The sequence below is a fragment of the Chelativorans sp. J32 genome, from assembly GCF_000518985.1.
Lineage (GTDB): Bacteria > Pseudomonadota > Alphaproteobacteria > Rhizobiales > Rhizobiaceae > Chelativorans.
Window position 1 is genome coordinate 359217 of sequence record NZ_JAEQ01000003.1, and the last position, 19579, is coordinate 378795.

11 protein-coding genes are annotated in these 19579 nt (G+C 61.5%); 5 read left to right on the forward strand and 6 right to left on the reverse strand.

The window, feature by feature from the left end; all coding sequences use genetic code 11:
• Positions 1-107: 107 nt before the first annotated feature.
• Positions 108-1331, forward strand: coding sequence for an efflux RND transporter periplasmic adaptor subunit (locus tag CHEJ32_RS0107225; protein ID WP_028033261.1), 1224 nt, complete (start codon positions 108-110; stop codon positions 1329-1331).
• Positions 1328-4402, forward strand: coding sequence for an efflux RND transporter permease subunit (locus CHEJ32_RS0107230; protein ID WP_028033262.1), 3075 nt, complete (start codon positions 1328-1330; stop codon positions 4400-4402). Before CHEJ32_RS0107225 ends, CHEJ32_RS0107230 begins: the two co-directional genes overlap by 4 nt.
• Before the next feature lie 65 nt (positions 4403-4467).
• Here CHEJ32_RS0107230 and CHEJ32_RS0107235 read toward each other — a convergent pair whose 3' ends face one another.
• From CHEJ32_RS0107235 to CHEJ32_RS0107250, 4 genes are all read right to left on the reverse strand, one after another.
• Complete coding sequence (locus tag CHEJ32_RS0107235) at positions 4468-5802, reverse strand: HlyD family type I secretion periplasmic adaptor subunit (protein ID WP_028033263.1); 1335 nt, start codon at positions 5800-5802, stop codon at positions 4468-4470.
• A 67-nt stretch (positions 5803-5869) separates the two neighbouring features.
• Entirely contained in the window at positions 5870-8023 is a 2154-nt protein-coding gene (locus tag CHEJ32_RS24150; RefSeq protein ID WP_084032719.1) for a type I secretion system permease/ATPase, read from the reverse strand.
• A 130-nt stretch (positions 8024-8153) separates the two neighbouring features.
• A complete protein-coding gene (locus CHEJ32_RS0107245) occupies positions 8154-10127 on the reverse strand; it encodes a hypothetical protein (protein ID WP_034658008.1) in 1974 nt (657 codons plus the stop codon).
• A 112-nt stretch (positions 10128-10239) separates the two neighbouring features.
• Positions 10240-11886: a hypothetical protein gene (locus tag CHEJ32_RS0107250; RefSeq protein ID WP_028033265.1), complete on the reverse strand. Its 1647-nt coding sequence runs from the start codon at positions 11884-11886 to the stop codon at positions 10240-10242.
• 496 nt (positions 11887-12382) lie between these two features.
• Between CHEJ32_RS0107250 and CHEJ32_RS0107255 the strand changes: the two genes are divergently transcribed.
• Complete coding sequence (locus tag CHEJ32_RS0107255) at positions 12383-12868, forward strand: hypothetical protein (RefSeq protein ID WP_028033266.1); 486 nt, start codon at positions 12383-12385, stop codon at positions 12866-12868.
• Positions 12869-12870: 2 nt separating this feature from the next.
• On the opposite strand, the gene CHEJ32_RS0107260 is transcribed toward CHEJ32_RS0107255, so the two are convergent.
• A complete protein-coding gene (locus CHEJ32_RS0107260; RefSeq protein ID WP_051469535.1) occupies positions 12871-13872 on the reverse strand; it encodes a hypothetical protein in 1002 nt (333 codons plus the stop codon).
• Between the two features lie 464 nt (positions 13873-14336).
• The gene (locus tag CHEJ32_RS24155) at positions 14337-15467 is read right to left on the reverse strand and encodes a glycosyltransferase (protein WP_084032713.1); all 1131 of its coding nucleotides are present in this window, start codon (positions 15465-15467) and stop codon (positions 14337-14339) included.
• A gap of 313 nt (positions 15468-15780) precedes the next feature.
• Between CHEJ32_RS24155 and CHEJ32_RS0107275 the strand changes: the two genes are divergently transcribed.
• Positions 15781-17115 (forward strand): polysaccharide biosynthesis/export family protein, encoded by a 1335-nt coding sequence (locus tag CHEJ32_RS0107275; RefSeq protein WP_028033268.1) that lies wholly within the window; start codon positions 15781-15783, stop codon positions 17113-17115.
• A gap of 33 nt (positions 17116-17148) precedes the next feature.
• On the forward strand, positions 17149-19515 hold the full coding sequence (locus CHEJ32_RS0107280; RefSeq protein WP_028033269.1) for an exopolysaccharide transport family protein: 2367 nt from the start codon (positions 17149-17151) through the stop codon (positions 19513-19515).
• Positions 19516-19579: the final 64 nt, after the last annotated feature.

A 19579-nucleotide genomic window follows, 5' to 3' on the forward strand; every position in this document is an offset into this window, starting at 1 on the left:
ACAGAACCGTCCAGACGGTACAGTAACTTCGCGACTTTCACAACTTGCCGCTCGGATGCCCGGTGCCAAGGCGTTCAACACAGATTTCCGCGGACGGAAACCTACCCATGGTCAAACGTTTCATAATCGCTTTCGTGCTCGTTGCAGTGATCGCCGGGGCGCTCATTGGCTTCAACATCTTCCGAGATAATGCGATCGAGCAGTATTTCGCAAATATGCCGACGCCGACGCTGACCGTGTCGACCACGACCGTGGAGCCATCGACCTGGACGCCCAACATTGCTGCCATCGGTACCATGGCTGCGGCGAACGGCGTGGACCTCACGGTTGAGACGAACGGCGTCGTCGAGGAAATACTGTTCGAGGCGAATGGCCGGGTGAATGCCGGGGATATTCTTGTCCGTCTCAACGACGAGATGCAGAAAGCCGACCTCGCTGCGGCGCAGACCCAGGCCGCCTTGGACCAGCAGACGCTGGAACGCGCCCGCGCGCTTCAGCAGCGCGGCGTCGGCACGCAATCGAACCTCGATCAAGCGGAAGCGGCGGCTTCTGCTTCGGCCGCCCAGGTGCAAAAGCTTCAGGCGGCGTTGAACCAGAAGGTGCTGAAAGCCCCGTTCAGCGGCACAATCGGTATCCCGCGGATCGATCTCGGACAGTTTCTGACCCCGGGAACGATCGTTGCCACGCTGCAAAACCTCGACACGATGCGGGTGGACTTCACGGTTCCGGAGCAGCGCTTCGCAGAACTCGAGATGGGACAGCCGGTAAGGCTAGGGCTGACCGAGGACAACATGCCTTTTGAAGGCAGGATCATCGGCATCGATCCGAAGATCGATCCGTCGACCCGACTTGTTTCGGTGCGGGCCGAGGTGACCAATCCGGAGGGCCGCCTCAATCCGGGCCAGTTCGTGCGCGTACAGGTCGGGCTTCCGGCGGAGGACAATGTCATCGCGGTCCCCCAGACGGCGCTCGTGACGAGCCTCTACGGCGATTATGTGTATCGGCTCCGCCCGGCTGAGGACCAAAATACCTCCAGCGCGCCGGCGGCCGACCAGGCCCAAGCAGCCGAGCAGGAGCAGGCCTCTACCGAGGGCAACGCGGACTCCGCTTCAGGGCAACCAGCAGGCCAGTCCGGCGAGGAACAGGTCTTCGTCATAGACCAGGTTTTCGTGAAAACCGGTCGCCGTTCCACGGGATCGGTGGAGATCGTCGAAGGCCTCAAGGCGGGCGACGTGGTGGTCAATGCCGGACAGAACCGCTTGACGAACGGCGCTCGCGTTCGGATCGACAATTCGGTGCAGCCGGTACAGGTCGGTAGGAGCGAGCAATGAATATTTCCGCTCTTTTCATAAGGCGGCCTGTTCTTTCCACGGTTCTCGCCTTCCTGATCCTGCTTCTTGGCATCCAGGGCCTCTTCAATCTCTCCGTGCGTGAATATCCGGAGGTCGAGGAAACCGTCATCACCGTGACGACGACTTATCCCGGCGCAAGCCCCGACCTCATTCAGGGCTTCATCACGTCGCCGATCGCGGCGGCGGTCTCGACCACGGAGAACATCGACTACGTCTCCTCTCAGAGCCGGCCATCCGCGAGCGTGGTGACGGTGCAGATGCAGCTCGGCTCGGACCCGGACGCTGCCTTGACCGAGGTGATGTCCAAGGTTCAGCAGGTGCGTGGGCAGCTCCCCTCCGAGGCGGAGGACCCGACCATCGTCAAGGGCACGGGCATGCAATTCGCGATCATGTACATCGCGTTGCAGAATCCGAACATGACGCCCGAGCAGCTGACGGAATATATCGAGCGCGTTATCCGGCCGCGGGTGTCCACCATCCAGGGCGTGGCTGAAGTGCAGATCATGGGCGCCCAGAATTACGCGATGCGCGTCTGGATCGATCCGGTCAGGCTTGCCGCCCGTGGTGTTACTGCCGGGGAGGTCGTAACGGCCATCAACGCCTCCAACTTCCTTTCGGCACCCGGCAAGACCAAGAACGAGTATGTCGCCTATCCGATCACGACCGAGACGACGCTGCAGACCCCCGACGCCTTCGCTGCGCTGCCGCTCAAATCGGAAGGGGACGAGGTGGTTCGGCTGCGAGACGTCGCCGATGTGGAACTCGCTGCCGAGAGCACCGAGACCATCGTGAATTTCAACGGGCGGCCCGGCACCTTTATCGGCATTTTCCCCACGCCGTCCGCCAATCCGCTGGATACCGCCGATGCCGTAATCGCGGAAATGCCGGCAATTCAGGCCACGCTGCCGGAAGGCATGACGATGGAAGTGGTCTATGATGCGACCGACTCCATCAGCGCCTCGATCGAAGAAGTGTTCAAGACCATCGCCGAGGCGGTCGCCATCGTCGTGGTGGTTATCCTTCTGTTCCTCGGATCTTTCCGCTCCGTTCTGATGCCGATCGTGACGATCCCGCTGTCGCTGATCGGCGTCTGCTTCCTGCTGTTCGTTGTCGGCTTCTCGATCAACCTGTTGTCTCTCTTGGCGATGGTGCTTGCGATCGGCCTTGTCGTCGACGACGCTATCGTGGTGGTCGAAAACATCCACCGCCACATGGAAGAGGGCATGGGGCCGTTCCAGGCTGCCTTCACCGGCATGAAGGAGATTTCGGGACCCGTCGTGGCCATGACGATCACGCTTGCCGCCGTGTTCGCGCCTCTCGCCTTCACCGGCGGCCTGACAGGCTCTCTGTTCCGTGAATTCGCTTTCACGCTGGCTGGTGCGGTCATCATCTCCGGTATCGTCGCGCTGACGATCACGCCAATGATGAGCGCCCGCATCCTCAAGTCCGGGTCTCATAGCCGGTTCCAGAGCTTTGTGGACCGGACCTTTACTCGGCTCGAAAACCGTTACGAGCGGCTGGTATCGGGATCGCTGAAATACCGCCCGGTGACGCTCATGATCGTCATCGCGCTGGTGAGCCTCACCGGGTTCCTCTTCTTCAAGACGTCGAGCGAGTTGGCGCCGGAGGAGGATGTGGGCGCTCTCTTCTCGCTGGTGAATGCGCCGCGCTACGCAACCTCCGAATATACAAAGCTCTACACCGACCAGATGCGCGATCTCACCGAAGACATTCCCGAACTGAGGGTGGACTTCTCCGTCGTAGGCTTTGGTGGTCAGACCAATAGCGGCATCGCGCTCTGGGCTTTCAAGGACTGGGCCGACAGGGATCGCTCGCAGAAGGAGATCCAAACCGATATCCAGGAGCGCCTGAGCAAGGTGGCTGGTGTGCAGGCGCTTGTCTTCGCGCCGCCCACGCTACCTGGTACAGGCGGCGGTTTGCCGATTTCTGTAGTGGTCCAGTCGACGGGCGATCCGAGCCAGGTCTATGAGATCGCCGAGGAGATCAAGAACAAGGCGCAGCAGAGCGGCCGCTTCATCGTGGTGCAGAACTCGATGTCTTTCGACGCTCCACAGGTCACCGTTTCGGTGGATCGCGAGCGCGCCGCCGCCCTCAACATCCCCGCTAGCGAAATCGGCCGCACGCTCGGCGCTCTCGTGGGCGGGGGCGCGATCTCCCAGTTCGACCGGGACTCGAACAGCTACGACATCATCACCCAGGTGCCCCAGGCCTATCGTGCAAATCCGGAGGATCTGGGCAGCTATTTCGTACGCAGCGCGAGCGGGGATATGGTGCCATTGTCCGCGGTGGTGTCTATCCAGACAAATGCCTCGCCGGCCTCCATCGAGCAGTTCAACCAGCTCAACTCGGCCACGATCTCGGCGCTGCCCTTGCCTGGCGTTACCACCGGCACGGGCCTGCAGACGATCGAGGACATTGCGCGCCAGACGCTGCCGGAGGGCTTCTTCCTGGATTATTCCGGGCAATCGCGCCTGGAGAAGGAGCAGGGGAACACCATCCTCATCGCTTTCATCCTGGCGGTCATCGTGATCTATCTGGTTCTCGCGGCGCAGTTCGAAAGCTTCCGCGATCCGCTGATCATCATGATGTCCGTGCCGCTGTCGATCTTCGGCGCAATCGTGCCGCTCAATCTGGGTCTGGGAACGCTGAACATCTATACGCAGGTGGGTCTGATCACGCTGATTGGCCTGATCACGAAACACGGCATTCTGCTGGTGGAGTTCGCGAACCAGCAGCGTGAGATGCATGGGCTTTCCCGGCTGGAAGCGATTATCGCTTCCGCGAAGGTGCGCCTGCGCCCGATCCTCATGACGACCGCTGCGATGGCGCTGGGTGTCGTGCCGTTGATCCTCGCACAGGGCGCCGGTGCCGCGGCGCGGTATTCCATGGGCATCGTCATCTTCTCGGGCATCCTGATCGGCACCCTCTTCACGCTTTTCGTGGTTCCGATGTTCTACACCTTTATCGCGAGCAAGCATGTTCACATACGGGGCCAGGTGCCTGAGGAGCCGGCACCGGCACATGCCTGAGCGTGTGGTGACGCAAGATCAAGAAGGGGCCGCCAAGGCCCCTTTTTTCTTTGGCATATGATTGATCAGTGCTCTGCGAAGGCCCGCGACATGCTGTCTGTGACCGGCTTTGTCAGATAATTAAAGAAGGTCCTTTCCGCGGTCTGGATCAGGATCTCTGCCGGCATTCCGGGCGTGGGGGTGAAGCCGACCACCCGCGAGATTTCGTCCGGTGGGAGCCGGACACGGGCCAGGTAGAATTCCTGCGGCGCCGTCGGCTCGCCCTTCAGAGCATCGGCGGACACGTAGAAGACCTCGCCATTCAGAACGGGCGTGGTTCGCTGGTTCAGCGACACCAGACGTACGATTGCCTTCTGCCCCACCCTGACATCGTCGATCTCGTTTCGAGGCACGTGCGCTTCGATGATGAGGGGCGCGTCCGCCGGCAGGATTTCCATGATTCCCTTGCCGCTTTCGATCACGCCGCCGGGGGTGTGATAGTTCATGCGGATAACGGTGCCACCGACCGGCGCGTTGATCGTTGCGCGCTGGAGAACGTTCTTCGCCGCGCGAGACTGTTCCCGCACGGAATCCAGTTCCGCCTGAATGCCCTGGAGTTCATCCAGCACCGCCTCTCGGTAAGCGGTCTCGGTCTGGATGATCTGCTGCTTCTCCTTGTTCATCTGCGAGCGGGTTTCGGACACTTCCGCGGCAAGGCGCGCGATCTGGCCCGTCGCCTCCGCAATTGCCCGCTGAATGGCCTTGATTTCCGTCTTGCGGATCAGCCCCTTCTTCAGCAGCACCTCTTTCCCTTCGGCTTCCTCCCGCAGGAGACTGAGCTGTATGATCGTTGCTTCCCTTTGCTTCTCATATCCTTCGGCGCGGTAGCGCAGCGCCTCGATGTTTTGTTCGAGAAGCGCGATCTCGCTGCCAAGCTTGGTCTTCCAAGCTTCGAAATTGAGCCGTTGCGCCTCCAGAATAGGCGCGACCTCGGGGTCGGTGCGATTGTCGGCGAGGATCGCGGGAAGATCGAGTTCATCTCTGCCGTTCAGCTGTGCGTAGAGGCGGGCCGACATTGCCTCCAGCCGTACCTGCCGAAGGAATAGCTCCCGCTCCTTGGCAAGGGCGGCCGTTTCGTCGAGCCGGATCAGCGGCTGTTCAGCTTCGACGCGATCACCTTCGTTCACCAGGATTTCCTTGATGATGCCGCCTTCAAAATGCTGGACGATCTTGTTCTGCCCCGTGGCGACGAAACTGCCCTGCGCGATCACCGCTGCAGCAAGCGGCGCGGTGATTGCCCAGCCTCCGAAGCCGCCGAAGGTCACGCAGAGCAAGACCAGGCCGAGCGTCGTCTGCCGCCTGATGGAGCGGGGCACCTCTGAAAACCACTCGATATCATGGACCTTCGCTATATCAGACATGGTGCACCCTCCCGCGGAACGCGCCGGACGAGAGACAGATTTGTTTCGGTCCCACCATGAACGGCTCTCAGTGAATTTGCTGATGACCGAAGGCGCCGCCTTCGATGCTCACGCCGCGCGCTTCAAGGGCCTGCACGACATCTTTACGCATGCCGAACAGAGCCACGGTGCCGTTCACGAGCAGGAGAACCTTGTCTACTGCCTCGAGGAGGGAAGGGCGCTGCGTGATCGTGATGACGGTGATCTTGTTTTCCCGAGCGTGCTGAAGCGCACGCAGCAAGGCTGCATCTCCGGCGCTGTCGAGGTTCGAATTCGGTTCGTCCAGAACGACAAGGCGCGGGTTGCCGAAGAAGGCGCGCGCAAGTGCGATCCGCTGCTTCTGTCCGCCGGATAGCGGTGAGCCGTCCGCCGCCACCAGCGTCTCATAGCCGTGCGGCAGATTGGCGATCATCTCATGCACATCCGCCAGCCTCGCGGCCTCGTAGATCTGAGCGTCCGTCGCGTCATCCCGCATGCGGGCAATGTTGGCCTTGATTGTGCCAGGGAAAAGCTGAACATCCTGCGGCAGATATCCGATGTTCTCACCGAATTGCCGCTGGTCCCAGTTGCGAAGATCCATAAGATCGAGCCGTACGCTTCCCGAAGTGGGCAGGATCGAGCCCACCAGCATCTTGCCGAGCGTTGTCTTTCCCGCACCGGAATTGCCGATTACCGCGAGGGAATCGCCAGGGGAAAGGGCAAAGGAGACGCCGTTGAGCACTACCCGCTTCGTTCCCTGTGGCACATAGAGGAGCCGCTCGACGTCGAGCCGACCCTCCGGGCGGGGCAGGTTCAGGCGTTCTAGATTGAGAGGCGAGGATTTCAGGAGGTTCGAGATGCGCTCGAAGGCGGATCGCGACTGGCTGTACTGGTTCCATCCTTCGATGGCGCCCTCGATGGGAGCCAAAGCGCGGCCCGCGATGATAGAGGCGGCGATCACCATTCCTCCGGTGATCTCCCCTTCTATGGAAAGATAGGCGCCCCAACCAAGCATGCCGACCTGAGTGAGGAGCCGGGATGCCTTGGAGAGCGTGGCAAAGACAACGTTGCGGTCCTGGGCGATGACCTGTGCCTTGAGGGAGCTCGCCGTGTCCTTGCCCCAGATCTGCACGGCTTCCGGGATCATGGCCAGCGCGTTGATGATCTGTGAGTTGCGGGACATGGATTCCAGATGAAGATTGGCTTTCACCTGTGCCGCATTGGCTTCGCTGAAAGGCTTGGCCGTTGCGCGCTGGTTGAGCTGGGTGAAGGCGAGAAGCAGAAGCCCCGTGAGCACGACGATAAAGCCGAGATGCGGATGGATGAGGAACACGGCGACCACGAAGAGTGGGGCCATGGGCGCATCCAGAAAGGCGAGCAGCGTGCGGGAGACCAGGAAAGAGCGAACTTGCTGGAGGTCGCCGAGGGTCTGATACTCACGCCCGTTGCTGTAGAGCGAGGCGCGCGCCGCCGCACTCAGGATCGGTGCTCCGAGTTGAGCGGCAAATTCCACCGCAGTCCGCATCAGGATGACGCGGCGGATCGCATCGAACACCGTCTGGAGGAGGACTGCGCCGATGATGACGAGCGTCAGCATCACCAGCGTGTCCAGCGACCGGCTGGTCAGGACGCGGTCTGAGATCTGGAAGAGGTAAATCGGGATGGCGAGAACGAGGATGTTTGTCGCCACGGTGAAGAGCATGACGATCGCAAGGTTTCTGCGGACGGCGGTGAGGCCCGCCTGCAGGCAAGCGGCGAAGTCGATCGGACCCAGCCGCTTGTGAAACACGCCGTCGCCGCCGCCCGCTGGCAGGGTCCCCGGTCCTCCGCCCCCCGAAGCCGCCGGTTTCTCAGGGGCACGCGCCTTGGCCTCGATGGAATGTTCCTCTCGCTCCGGAGAGATCATCCCGGCCGAAAGCGCTGCTCCCTCGCGTACTTCCTTGACTGGTTCCTCGACCAGCACCTTCTCTTGCTCGACCGATCTGCCGGGTGGCGCTTTCCTTCGGGCGGGTGCGGCTTCATCAGTGTGAGCGATCGCTTCAGCGCCATTCATAGCTGATGGCTTTTGCGTTTCTTGCGTGCCGGCGGCGGGTCGCGCGGCTACCGCGGCCTGCCTCTCTCTTTCGACCGTGTCGAAGACCTCCAGGACCAATTGGTCGATCAAGGTATCCTTTCGAGAAACCCGCTCCTGCTCCGAGGACATGGGATGGGAAAGACGGTCATGGCCGGCCGAAAAGCCGTCACCCGTCGAAGGCGGGCGCGGAAACCCATGCTTCCAGGTGCTGGGAGGCGTTGCGGCGGGGATTATTTCCGACATTGAGGTTCTCGACCAATCATCCGAGCATTGTGTTCACGCCGTCGGAATGAAGGTAATCGACCTCGCCCTGATGTGCTGGAACGTAGTCGGGTGAGTCTGCCCCGGCCATGTCGTCATCGAGGAAGGCGACTGCTTCATTGACGAGGGCGTCAGGGTTCTGGCCCCAAATATCCGGCTCGGTGGAGATGATATCGGCCTGGATCAGGACTTCGGTGGAGTAATGCCCTTCGCCGACATAGGTCTTGCCGAGGGCGTCGAGGTCCATGATCGCGGCGTTGTTTGCAAGCGTATTGCTGCCAGTGGTTACAGACCAATCGGCGCCGGGATAGCCTTTCGTCGCGTCCATAGCCAAGGCGAGCTGGTCGCTGTCGCCCAGGATATTGGTCTGCTTAATATACTGCAGGTTGAGGAGGTCTCCGCTGATATAGAGGACACGCAGCGCGCCGATGCCCGCGAAAGCGCTGTCCGAGAGAACTCCGCTATTTATGTAGTCTTCGCCGGCCGCAAGCTTTTCAGCCGTTTGGCGGTAGGCTTCGGGCATCGCCTCGAACCGGTCGGCGTCGCCGACATTGTAGATATAAGCCTGGTTCCAGAGCAGGTTGCCGGCGGTCGACAGCGACCCTTCGCCGGTGGTCTCAAAGCCATTGACCGCCCCAACGAGATCGTTGTCGTTCAGGATGTTCAGCTGCTGGATGATGCTGGCATCGTAAACATTGCCGCCGATGATGATGAGGTCGTAGCCGAAACCGATCTGCTCCAGCGAAATATCGTTATAGGCGTTGTTTTCTCCCGAATAGATGCGGCTGGTGACGCCGGACGAGGAGAGGATGCCGATATCGTTGTCGGTCATGAGGGTGAGCTGCTGAAGCCAGTTCATGATCATGAGATCGCCTTCAATCCGGGTGACCACCCAATGTTCGGGAAAATCCGGCTCTGGATCGAGCGTCGAATTTTGTTCGCCGAAATCACCGAAGCGTTCGAACGTGGCGATGTTGAAGCTCTGCGTCGGGTCGCTCTGGCGTATCCAATCGCCGACGGCAGAGCTGACATAATCCCCGTCACACCAGGCATTGACCTGGATGATCGCGTTGATCTCCACATGCTCGCCCATCACCGCGGTGACTGGGGCGCCGGTCCAGTAATTCTTGAGGATAGCGTTGTTGACGAGGGTGTTGCTGCCGGTGTCGACCGTCACGGATACGTCGATTTCGACGCCATGCTCCGTGAGCTGGACATTGCCCTGGCTTTCTTCCTCGCTCTCGTCCTCGAAACTATGGTGGTCCTCGAATCTCGGTATGTCGCCCTCGATCCTAGCTCCATTCACGAAGGATCCGACGATCTGTTCCGATTTGACGACCGTGACGTTGTCCGGTTGATCCTCGGGCAGGGCGTTCAGGATATCGGCAGCGGATTTGACGAACGCGACGACCTCCTCGGCCGTTCCCGGCATCTCGAGCTCGTCGAGCGGCATCAACTCGGCGGCATCTTCGGCAAGAGCTGCCAGCTGCGAATCACCCACCGCGTCGGGAGAGAACACCAGGCCATGTCCGCCCACGCCGAAATAATCGTCGTCGGACAGCGTGATCTCCTGGAACAGATAGCTCGCGACCGAGCCGACCGGCTCGATCTCCGGCAGAAGGATACGATGAGACCCGCCATAGATCACATTCGTGAGGGAAGACTCGCCGGATAGCGGGTCATAGCGTCCGCCCAACGGAACTTCGAGCCTGTTGAAGGCGAGGTTCTGCGCCGGATAGATCGGAATGATTGGCTGGGGCGGAGCCTGATAGGCAAGTCCAGGCTCATAGCCCAAAAGCTGATAAGGTGCCTCGAACGGGACGTGCTCTTGAGGCAGGTCGGGGATTGATGTCTCCGCGGTTTTTCTTGCCTCGAACTCCCGGTACGCCTCCCTGAGGCGCGCTTCCTCGATCGTGATCCCGAACAGGCCGATAAAATGTGCAATGGCTTCAGTGACCCGATCCATCTGCATGAGTGCTATCTCCTCTCAAGATCGGCTGACTGCTGGCCATGAAGACTGCGCGGTGACCCGCGCAGTCCCAGTTTCATCGGCTCGCGCCGGCGAAGCCGACAAAACGCCCCCCTTAGGTGGTTGCGTCGTCGAAGTCTTCGCCTGCGACGGAACTCGTGAGGTCGCCGCCGACCACGGTCATGTCGATCGCGTTCTGCTGCAGGTTAGCCCCCATCACGATTTCCTGGTTGAAGGCGCTCGTGCTGACGATGGAATCGGCCGTTGCCGTGCTGTGCCCGTAGACATAGCCGTCGTCCCCATTACCAGTGCCCCAGCTTCCGCCGTCGCCGCCTGCGCCGCCGGCGCCCGTGAAGGCCGAGCCGCCCGCGCCACCTGCGCCGCCGGGACCGGCTGATGCCCAGCCGCCGAAGCCGTCGCCGCCGTCACCGCTTACCCAGGCGCCGCTCAACGCGCCGCCACCTACGCCACCGCCAGCCGTTGCATCGCCGGCCGTGGGATCTCCGCCCGTTGCGGCGCCGCTGGCAGCAGCCCCGCCAATGCCTGAACCGCCTGCGCCACCCGCGCCGCCAGTTCCTACACCGCTACCCGTTCCGGTGCCGTCTCCGGTACCGGTTCCAGCAGATGCGCCGCCAGCACCGCCTGCGCCACCCGGACCAGCGCCTCCACCAGCGCCGCCCGCAGCGCCGCCTGTCGTGCCGCCATCGCCAGCGGTATTGGTGCCGCCAGCACCGGCAGCACCGGTGTCGCCGCCGATATTCAGGATGGGGATGATCGGCAGGAAGCCATCAACGCCGTCGCCGGCAATGGCGTCGCCGCCATTCGCGTCGTCTGTGTCTCCGCCATTGGCGTTGCCGCTCGATCCGCCGTCACCGCCATTGCCACCATCTGTGTCGCCGCCACGGGCTCCGTCACCAGCGAGTGCAGCTCCGACCCCCAGCCCGAGGCCGAGGCCGAGCCCGGTACCCGTTCCGATACCGCCATCGCCGCCGCGCGCGCCATCGCCGCGGCCGCCATCGGCACGTCCGCTGTCTGCATTGCCACCGGCGGCATCGCCGCCCGTTGCCGCGCCGCCTGACGCCGCGCCGCCAACTGCCGCACTTGTAGCCGTGCCGCTGCCATTGCCACCAATGCCGCCGCCCGAAAGGGCAAGGCCGCCGAAGCCGCCATTCCCGCCGTCGGCGTCGGCATCTGAACCGCCGTCACCACCGATACCGCCCGCGGAGATGCCGTCATCCGATTCTGCGATGCCGCCATCGGAATCGATCGTCTGGCTAAAAGTACCGTTGTTGGTGACCTGGGCGTTCTCGAGATAGTCATCATCCGAGATATTGGCATTCTGACTGATGACGTTCCCGACATCATTGCCCGCACCGTTGAGGGCATCGTTCAGCACGTCAGCGAAATTGACGTTGAACATGCCTTCGATGGTGCTGTTGTCGATATCAGCAAAGTCGTCGTCGGAGGGCTCATAGCCGGTCAGGTCAATACCAACGTCGACCGTCACCGCGGTGGTGCTGGTATTCGTATTCGTGTTGCCGTTGGTGTTGCTGTTGACGCCAGTGCTGCTGCTGGTGGCCGTGGACGTGCTGTCGGACGAATTGTCCGTCGTATTTGTGTTTGTGTTCGTGCTCGACTGCGTCTGTTGCTGCTGCTGTTGCTCGCGCTGCTGCTGTTGTTGCTGTTCGCGCTGCTGTTGCTGCTGCTCTTGTTCCTGCGCAGGATCGAACCAACCAAAAAGATGGTTGTTGTTGCTGCTCATCGTCGTGTCCTCTATCGGAGGCCGCGACAGCTTGACCGCTATTCATCTCCTTAGGGTCTTCGCCGTGCTGCCGTTGGATTTTGGTTGATAATGGCGGCCGGACGCGTAGGGCGCGGCGGACGCCTGCCAGATCATCTTCTCTTCTCTTGCAGTCCTCCCGTTGGCTCCAGCGGGGCGCGGTACCCAAGGCTCGATCGGGCGAAATGAGCCCGGCTCGATCCGCATTCCCGGTGGTCAGAGGTGGGAGTCTCTCGCTGGAGGGGCTCTGAAAGAAGACGGCAGTTCGGCCTAGCGAGGTCTTAATAAGAGGCGGTTGAAGGGTAGTTTGCCAATCAGAAGCGAGGCGTCTGTCATCAAAATCGATTGCCTCACAAAGCTACGAATCCGCCCCAGATCTGGCTGAATGGTCGAGCCAATACCCCATTCGGCGGATTTCACCTCTCTTGCGATAAGCTAAACTCGCGCGCTCGCCACGGGGTGCAGCGCGGGGAACGTCATGCCAAGACTCCAGGAAATCCTTCTGCTGGTCGGACAGCTCAACTATACGTGGACCAACACGGAAAGCCTGCTCATCTATCTCATTGGGGGGCTTGCGCGGGTAGACAAGGAAACCGCCATCGTCATCTTTCTGACGCTCAATACGACCCGCGCCCGCATCGATCTGGTGGAGCGGCTTGCCAAGATGCAGAAGACGCCGGCCGAATGCCGGGCCGAAATCCTCGAAGTCACCAACCGTCTTCTGAAAGAGGCAGGGCTGCGCAACAAGTTCAATCACTGCATCTATTCGTTCGATCCCGAAAGCGGACGCGGCATCACGCAGCTGATGCGCATCTTCGAGAGCAGGGAAGAGATCAAATACGGTAAGGTGGAGAGATTGGACGAGCGGGAAATGGCGCGGATCCGGAAGAGCATTGCCTCGCTCGTCGACCTTAACAAGGCGATCTGGGCGATCGCCCGCAAATACGAGTTCCCGATCTCCTGAACCTAGCTCGCTTCCGACCCGGCCTCGTCCCCGGTGGTGCCGTTGAACCGTTGCGCGAGCCCTTCCGGATCGAGCGGTTGGCCGGCCATCAACATCTCGGCCGACTTGAACGCTCCGGCCACCAGACGCAGAAGCGGTTCTGGGCCGAGCATTTCCAAGGGCATACCCATCTGCCCTTTCCCGGGGCTACGCGGCGGCCAGACCCTCAGCCCGAAATATCGTGCGGCCTTGCGGTCGATATCCCCCCAATACTGGATGATCGCGGTGCCAGCGGCGGCTTTGGCAAGCTTGCCCAGCGCGGTGATATCCAAACGCATCTTGTTGGTCGGGCGTTGCGCCAGGACGACGGCGTCCCAGGGATGGGCAAAGACGACATCCGAGTTCTGGAAGACCACCACCTGCGCTCCGGCATCCCTCAATCCGCGCTGGAGATTATAGGCGAGCGGATTATCGCATATGAGCGCGATCACGGCCCGGTCCACTTTCACGCCCGCAGCCTCGAACATTCTCAGCAGCAGCGCGGGCTGGAACTCGGCGCCGCCGATCAGATCGTGCGACTGGTTGATCGCCGCAACCTGCACCTGGTGCTCGCGGACGGCCTCGATGTCGAGATCGTCTTCCAGCACCATCCACGCCTCGCGCATGGTGGCGATGACGCCGTTCTGCGGCAACAGCTCGATCATCGATCGGGTGATCGGGCGTATCGGCTCGCTGTTGAGCAGAAGATTGGCGGTGCTGCAGGTGTGATGGTCGATGCGCTCGCGCATGCTCAGCGCCTGCTCCACGCGGGCGAGCGCGGCGAGCGAATGAGTGATTTCCGCCGCCTCCTGGGCCGAGTAATAGCGGTTGGAGGGTCGGGTGACGGCGGTCACTCCCGCAGCTCCGGCGAGGAGCGCGATGGTCGCCGCCGCGGCCATATAGCCGCTTGCGGCCGGCACGACCACGTTTAGGCCCTTCAGATTGAGGTTGAAGCTCTCGGTCATTCGGTGAATGAGCGACAGCATCAGGGGCATGTCCGTTTGCGAGATCGATCTCTGGGAACTGCTAGCGTGCCACATTACCCGCTCGCAACCCGTTTGCCGACACTCATCTGCCTTCGCTCCTGCTTCGCTTGTCGTGGCCGCATGAACGATCCCTCGGTGAAGCGGCTCACCGGAGATACGGAAAAACCTTAGGTCTCTCAGGGCTGTATCGCTCATGCCTTGCCCACACGCCCCCCCATTTGCGCATCAGCAAGGCAATCATAGAGCCGCGCTTTTTCGATGTTGACCGAATATTTGGGCAGAATTACCAACGCATAGGTGTTAGCGGTCTCATCTAGTGAGCGTATCCGCTGTCCTGATCTAATCATTTGGGACCGCGGCAGGCCGTTCGCGGTGGATGAACGCCGACAGGCAGCCTTTGCTGTCGCAGGGCTGCCTGTCGGCGGTTCATGGCTGTTCTAATTTGGGCCTCGGGCGAAGCCGCGCTATGCCGCCGCTTGAGCTGGGAAGACCGGCTGATCGGGCTGCAACGGGTTCAGTTTTTCGTCGATGATCTGCTGCATGCGCAGCTTGAAATTGGCTTCGCTGAACTGGGCGGCGTGATCGCGAATAAGGTCAGGGCGGAATGTTCTTTCCATGGACTGGAATCGCCGTACCGCCTCGACCAGTTCCTGCACGGACTGCTCATGGAACAGCAGGCCCGTGCGCCCTGGAATGACGCTGTCCAGCGCACCTCCGCGCCCATAGGCGATCACCGGCCGGCCGCTTGCCATGGCTTCGACGGGCACGATCCCGAAATCCTCTTCACCCGGAAAGATGAGCGCGCGGCACCTGGAGAGCATCTCCTTGAGAAGCGGGAAGGGCGCGCGCCCGAGGAAGCTCACGGTCGGTCCGGCAATGCGCCTCAACCGCGCCATCTCGTTGCCTTCGCCAATGACGACGAGGTTCTCTCCCATTCGGGTGAATGCCTCGACCGCCAGATCGGCCCGCTTGTAGCCGACGAGCTGGCCCGCCAAGAGAAAGAAGTCCTTGGTGGCGGTTGCGGGGGCGAATTCGTGAACGGAGACGGGCGGGCTCAGGACCGTCGCGCTGCGCCGATAATACTTCCCGATGCGATCGGCGACGTGGCGCGAGTTCGCGACGAATTGGTCCACCCGCGCGCTGGTGCTCACGTCCCAGGCGCGCAGGGGCGGCGCCATCAGCGTGAGGAGCGAACGCGTAAGCACGCCGGAGTTGGCGCGGTAGAAATGATAATGGTCCCACAAATAGCGCATGGGCGAGTGGCAGTAGCAGATATGCACCGATTGCGGGCCGGGCACGATGCCCTTGGCGGGTCCGGACTCACTTGAGAGTATGAGGTCGTATCCCGACAGGTCGAAGCTTTCGAGCGCGAAGGGCATCAGCGGCAGCAGCGACTGGTAGTGCTTCACCGCCCCCGGGATCTTCTGCAGGAACGAGGTCGTCACCTTATGGCGCCGGATCTTTTCCGATACCTTGCTCTCATCATAGACAAGGGTGAAAATGTCGGCATCCGGATACATGTCGCAGAAGGCTTCCACCACCTTCTCGCCTCCACGCATCGACACCAGCCAGTAATGGACAATCGCAACCCGCACGCTCGTTCCCCCAAATCGCCCGGAACGGCAATGATGGGCGGAAAGGGTCGCTCAGGCACGCTATACATCCCGCCGCGCCCCTCAGCCGAAAGATCACCCGTTTGGCGCAAAGGTCCGATGGTTTCCACCGATCGGCGCCGCCTCCTGATTTCGCGCGAGCTTTCCTACCCCAAAGACACAGGACACTCGCCTATTCTCGCCAAAAGTGAGTAGGGCGCTCGGTATTTTACCCTGTGGGAATTCGAAGGATGATCGAAGGTGGCCAGGGCCTTCTCGTGAGCCCTGTCATCGCGGTGCCACAGGGGGTTTCTTCATGCGCAGGATCGATGCGGGCAACACTCCAGCATATTCCGTTCGGCGTTTTGGCCTTGCAGCGGTCATGCTGTTTACATGGCTCGGCACATCGCCGGCAGTGGCGGATGGGCTGTTTCTGCTTCGCCCCCAGACACGCGTCAAGGTGACCGTCCTCGAATGGCTCGCAAATACGGGAGAGTATCGCGAATGGACCGCGCTCAACGGTGAATATGTCGTCTCGCCGGCAGGCTCCATCTCGGTGCCGCTGGTGGGCGAGGTCTCGGCCAATGGGCGCACCGTTTACGAGGTGGCGGGGCGCATCGCCGAGGCGCTGAGGCGCCAGACCGGTCTGGTCAAAGCGCCTGCCACGACGGTCGAGGTGGTCCGCTATCCGTCCATCTATGTGAATGGAAGCGTAGACCGGCCGGGCGAGTTCGAATATCGCCCAGGGCTCACCGTGCTGCAGGCGCTTGCCATGGCTGGCGGACGCGTACGCCGGACCGACCCGCTCGGCGGTTACTCCGATTTGGAGCAGATCCGATATGTAGGGGAACTTGGCCGTATCGAGCTTGAGCTGACGCGCAGCGCCATCAAGCAGGCGCGCCTTGAGGCGGAACTTCAGGAGAAGCCCGCAGTGGAGCTGCCGCAGGAAGCCAAGCAGGCGGATTCCCAAGAAGCCGTCGCAGCGATCCTCCGAGAGGAGGAAGCCATCTTCAGTGCCCGAACCGACGCCTTTGCGCGTCAGCTCAGCTCTCTTGAGGAATTGGCGACCCTTTTCGCCGAGGAGATCAAGGTGCTCGACGAGAAGATGGTTGCGCAGGAGCGGCAGGTTTCCATAGCCGAAGCGGAGCTGAGGGATGTCTCGAAGCTCGTCAATAGCGGCACCGTGACCAAATCTCGCGAGACCAGCCTGGAGCGGATCCTGGCCGACTTGCAAAGCGACCGGCTGGATCTTGCCATCGCTTCGATGCGTGCAAAGCAGCGGTTGAGCGAAACCGAACGCGACGTGGTGAACCTCAAGAGCCAGCGTAAGACGGAGATCGTGCGTGACCTGCAAACCGTGAACGCCGAACTGGAAGAGCTCAAATTGAGGCGCGAGATCACACGGCAGCTCCTTCAGGCCACCGGAGCCTCGATTTCAAGGCGTGGCATGGAGCTGACGATGGAAGACCAGCCGCTCAGTTTCGCCATCGTGCGCGGCGGTGAGGGCGGGCAAACTTTCAAGGCGTCTCCGGCCACTCTTCTGGAGCCTGGCGACGTGCTCGAAGTGCGCTTGGACCTGAAGGGCATGGTGGGGCAGTCCACGTCGCCGGCGTCCACAGCCGCCATCTCCGGCGGGGTTCTTTCACGATGATGACGAGAGTTCATATGGCGGGGGGGCGTTGAGATGGTGATTCAGGAAATCCGGAAGTTCGGGGGGGAACGTGCGGGCGCGGCGGAGGGCAAGGAGTATCTCTCCTTCCGGGACATCTGGCTCTTCCTTCGCCGCCATATGCTCCTCCTCGTATTGGCAAGCATGGGTGGGATCGCTCTCGGTGCGCTCTACATGATCAAGACCGTGCCGACCTACTCGGCCGTGTCGCGCCTGGTCATCGACCGCGAGCAGGCGCGGATTGCCTCGCAGGATGCTTCCACGGGAACGATCATCATTGAAGCCGCCGAGATCGCGAGCGAGGTGGAGATCGTAAAATCCGAGGCGATCGCGCGAGCTGTCATCGAGGAGCTCGACATGGTCGGCGACCCGGAGATCCTGGAGAGCCGGTCGTGGCGATCGGTTGTCCGCTCGGCATTCACCTCCCTATTGTCCTACTGGAGCGCTCAACCCGAGGAGGAGGCGGTGGAACTGCCCGACCGGGAAGCGCTCTTGCGGCGCACCATGGTGGGCTTCCTGGGACGCATGTTTGTGCACCGGGTCGGGCAGTCCTACGTCATCGAGATCGGCTATACCTCGACGAATCCAGAGAAGGCGGCGCGCGTGGCGAACGCCATCTCCCAAGCCTATATGCGCGCAAATCTCGAGTCGCGGTCCGAAGCCTTGAGCCGCGGCGCGACATGGCTCGAAAGCCGGCTTGTGGATCTCGGCGAACAGGCCCATTCGGCAGCGCTTGCGGTGGAGCAATACCGCAATAGGAACGATATAACCCAGATCGGGCAGACAACTTCGCTGGATCACCAGCAACTCGCCGAGATCAGCTCCCAGCTGCTCGTCGCGCAGGCAAATACCGCGACGGAAGCGGCCAAGCTCGCCACGATCAACCGCTTGCTCGCGGGCGATATGGACGAAGGCTATGTCGGCGAGGCGTTGAACAACTCGGAAATCTTCAAGCTGCGCGACGATTTGCGTGCAGCGACTGTCAAACTCGAGGGCTTGCAGAGCCGCTACGGCCAGGACGGTGCTCCGGTGACCGCGGCGAGGGAGGAGATCACCCGTCTCGAGGGACAGATCCGTCGTGAATTGTTGCGTATCCAAGGCGTCTACAAGTCCAATCTGGAAACCGCGAGGACGCGCGAGCAACTCCTGAACGAGCAGCTTCAAGCGCTGAAGAAAACGGCCGCCGGCACCAATCTTGCGCGCGTTGAGCTGGCAGAGCTTGAGAGCCGCGCCACGACCTATCGGCGGATGTATGAGACCCTTTTGCAGCAGCTGGTCATTGCGCTGCAGAAGCAATCCTTCCCGGTGGGCGAGGTGCGGATGGTCACCGCCGCCACTGCGCCGCTTGCCAAGACATGGCCGAAGACGACTTTGATCATGCCGTTCGCTATGCTGCTCGGACTGGCTGCGGGCATCAGCCTTGCGGCGCTACGGGAGGTCTTTGATCGCCGTGTGGGTTCGGGGCAGAGACTCGGCCAGGAGCTTGGTTTGCCGATCCTGGGCCGCGTGCCGGTCACGCGTTTTTCTCCCGGTCTCGACCGGCAGGGCTACCCGCTCCGCTATGTGCTCGATGCTCCCTATTCGGGATTTTCGGAGGTGCTGCGCAGCGTCAAGAACTCCATCGATGCGACGTTCCCACCAAACAGCCCCATGGTGATCGGCGTCACTTCCGTAAACAAGGGAGAGGGCAAGAGCACGATTGCCGCCAACCTTGCGCAGCTTTATCTCAACGAAGGAACCCCAGCCGTCCTCGTGGACGCCTGCTTCTCCGATCCTCATCTGAGCCGACTGGTTGAATTGCGGGGCGAAGAACTCGGACTTGCCGTCGTTCAAGCCGCGCCCGTACAGGGACCGAAAAGGGAGCGCAAGCGAGCCTCCACTTCTGCTGCGCAACGCTCGGGAGAACTGGAACTGAAGGAGGCCCGCAGCAGGACGGTCGTGGAAAATACCGATGATGCGCCACTGGTTCCGGTTTTGACCGCCGAGCAGATCAAGAGGTCGGCCAATCCGGCACAGCAGTTCGCCTATCTGCCCGCGCTCAAGGTTCAGCTCGAGCTACTGCGCCGCCGCTACAATGTCATCATCCTGGATCTCGCCGCTTTCGAGAATTCGGTCGATGCGCGGGTTGCCAGCACCTATGTGGACGGGCTCCTGCTCGTCGTGGGTAATTCGGAGAAATTGACGGTCGAGAGGCTTGCCGATGCGCTCTCCACCTTCGGCAAATCCCGCGTGGGCATTCTTGGCGCAGTCTTCAATCGCAACATGAATCGACGTCAGCGGGCCGGCGCCATGGTTCGCCGTGTCCGCTCTTCGTGCGCGCATCTGGTGAGGTCTTGGAGGCAGCTCGATGCACGGGTTAGCAGCAAGTTCTGGGAGCGCTGATGGCGCCCTTCATATCGCGATCGGCATTGCAACCACCGGCCGGCGTGACATACTCCGCGACGTC

What these genes read in the sequence shown, in the direction of transcription:
- CHEJ32_RS0107225 (WP_028033261.1), top strand. Translation starts at nt 108, where the DNA reads ATGGTCAAACGTTTCATAATCGCTTTCGTGCTCGTTGCAGTGATCGCC.
- CHEJ32_RS0107230 (WP_028033262.1), top strand. Translation starts at nt 1,328, where the DNA reads ATGAATATTTCCGCTCTTTTCATAAGGCGGCCTGTTCTTTCCACGGTT.
- CHEJ32_RS0107235 (WP_028033263.1), bottom strand. Translation starts at nt 5,802, where the DNA reads ATGTCTGATATAGCGAAGGTCCATGATATCGAGTGGTTTTCAGAGGTG.
- CHEJ32_RS24150 (WP_084032719.1), bottom strand. Translation starts at nt 8,023, where the DNA reads ATGTCCTCGGAGCAGGAGCGGGTTTCTCGAAAGGATACCTTGATCGAC.
- CHEJ32_RS0107245 (WP_034658008.1), bottom strand. Translation starts at nt 10,127, where the DNA reads ATGCAGATGGATCGGGTCACTGAAGCCATTGCACATTTTATCGGCCTG.
- CHEJ32_RS0107250 (WP_028033265.1), bottom strand. Translation starts at nt 11,886, where the DNA reads ATGAGCAGCAACAACAACCATCTTTTTGGTTGGTTCGATCCTGCGCAG.
- CHEJ32_RS0107255 (WP_028033266.1), top strand. Translation starts at nt 12,383, where the DNA reads ATGCCAAGACTCCAGGAAATCCTTCTGCTGGTCGGACAGCTCAACTAT.
- CHEJ32_RS0107260 (WP_051469535.1), bottom strand. Translation starts at nt 13,872, where the DNA reads ATGCTGTCGCTCATTCACCGAATGACCGAGAGCTTCAACCTCAATCTG.
- CHEJ32_RS0107275 (WP_028033268.1), top strand. Translation starts at nt 15,781, where the DNA reads ATGCGCAGGATCGATGCGGGCAACACTCCAGCATATTCCGTTCGGCGT.
- CHEJ32_RS0107280 (WP_028033269.1), top strand. Translation starts at nt 17,149, where the DNA reads ATGGTGATTCAGGAAATCCGGAAGTTCGGGGGGGAACGTGCGGGCGCG.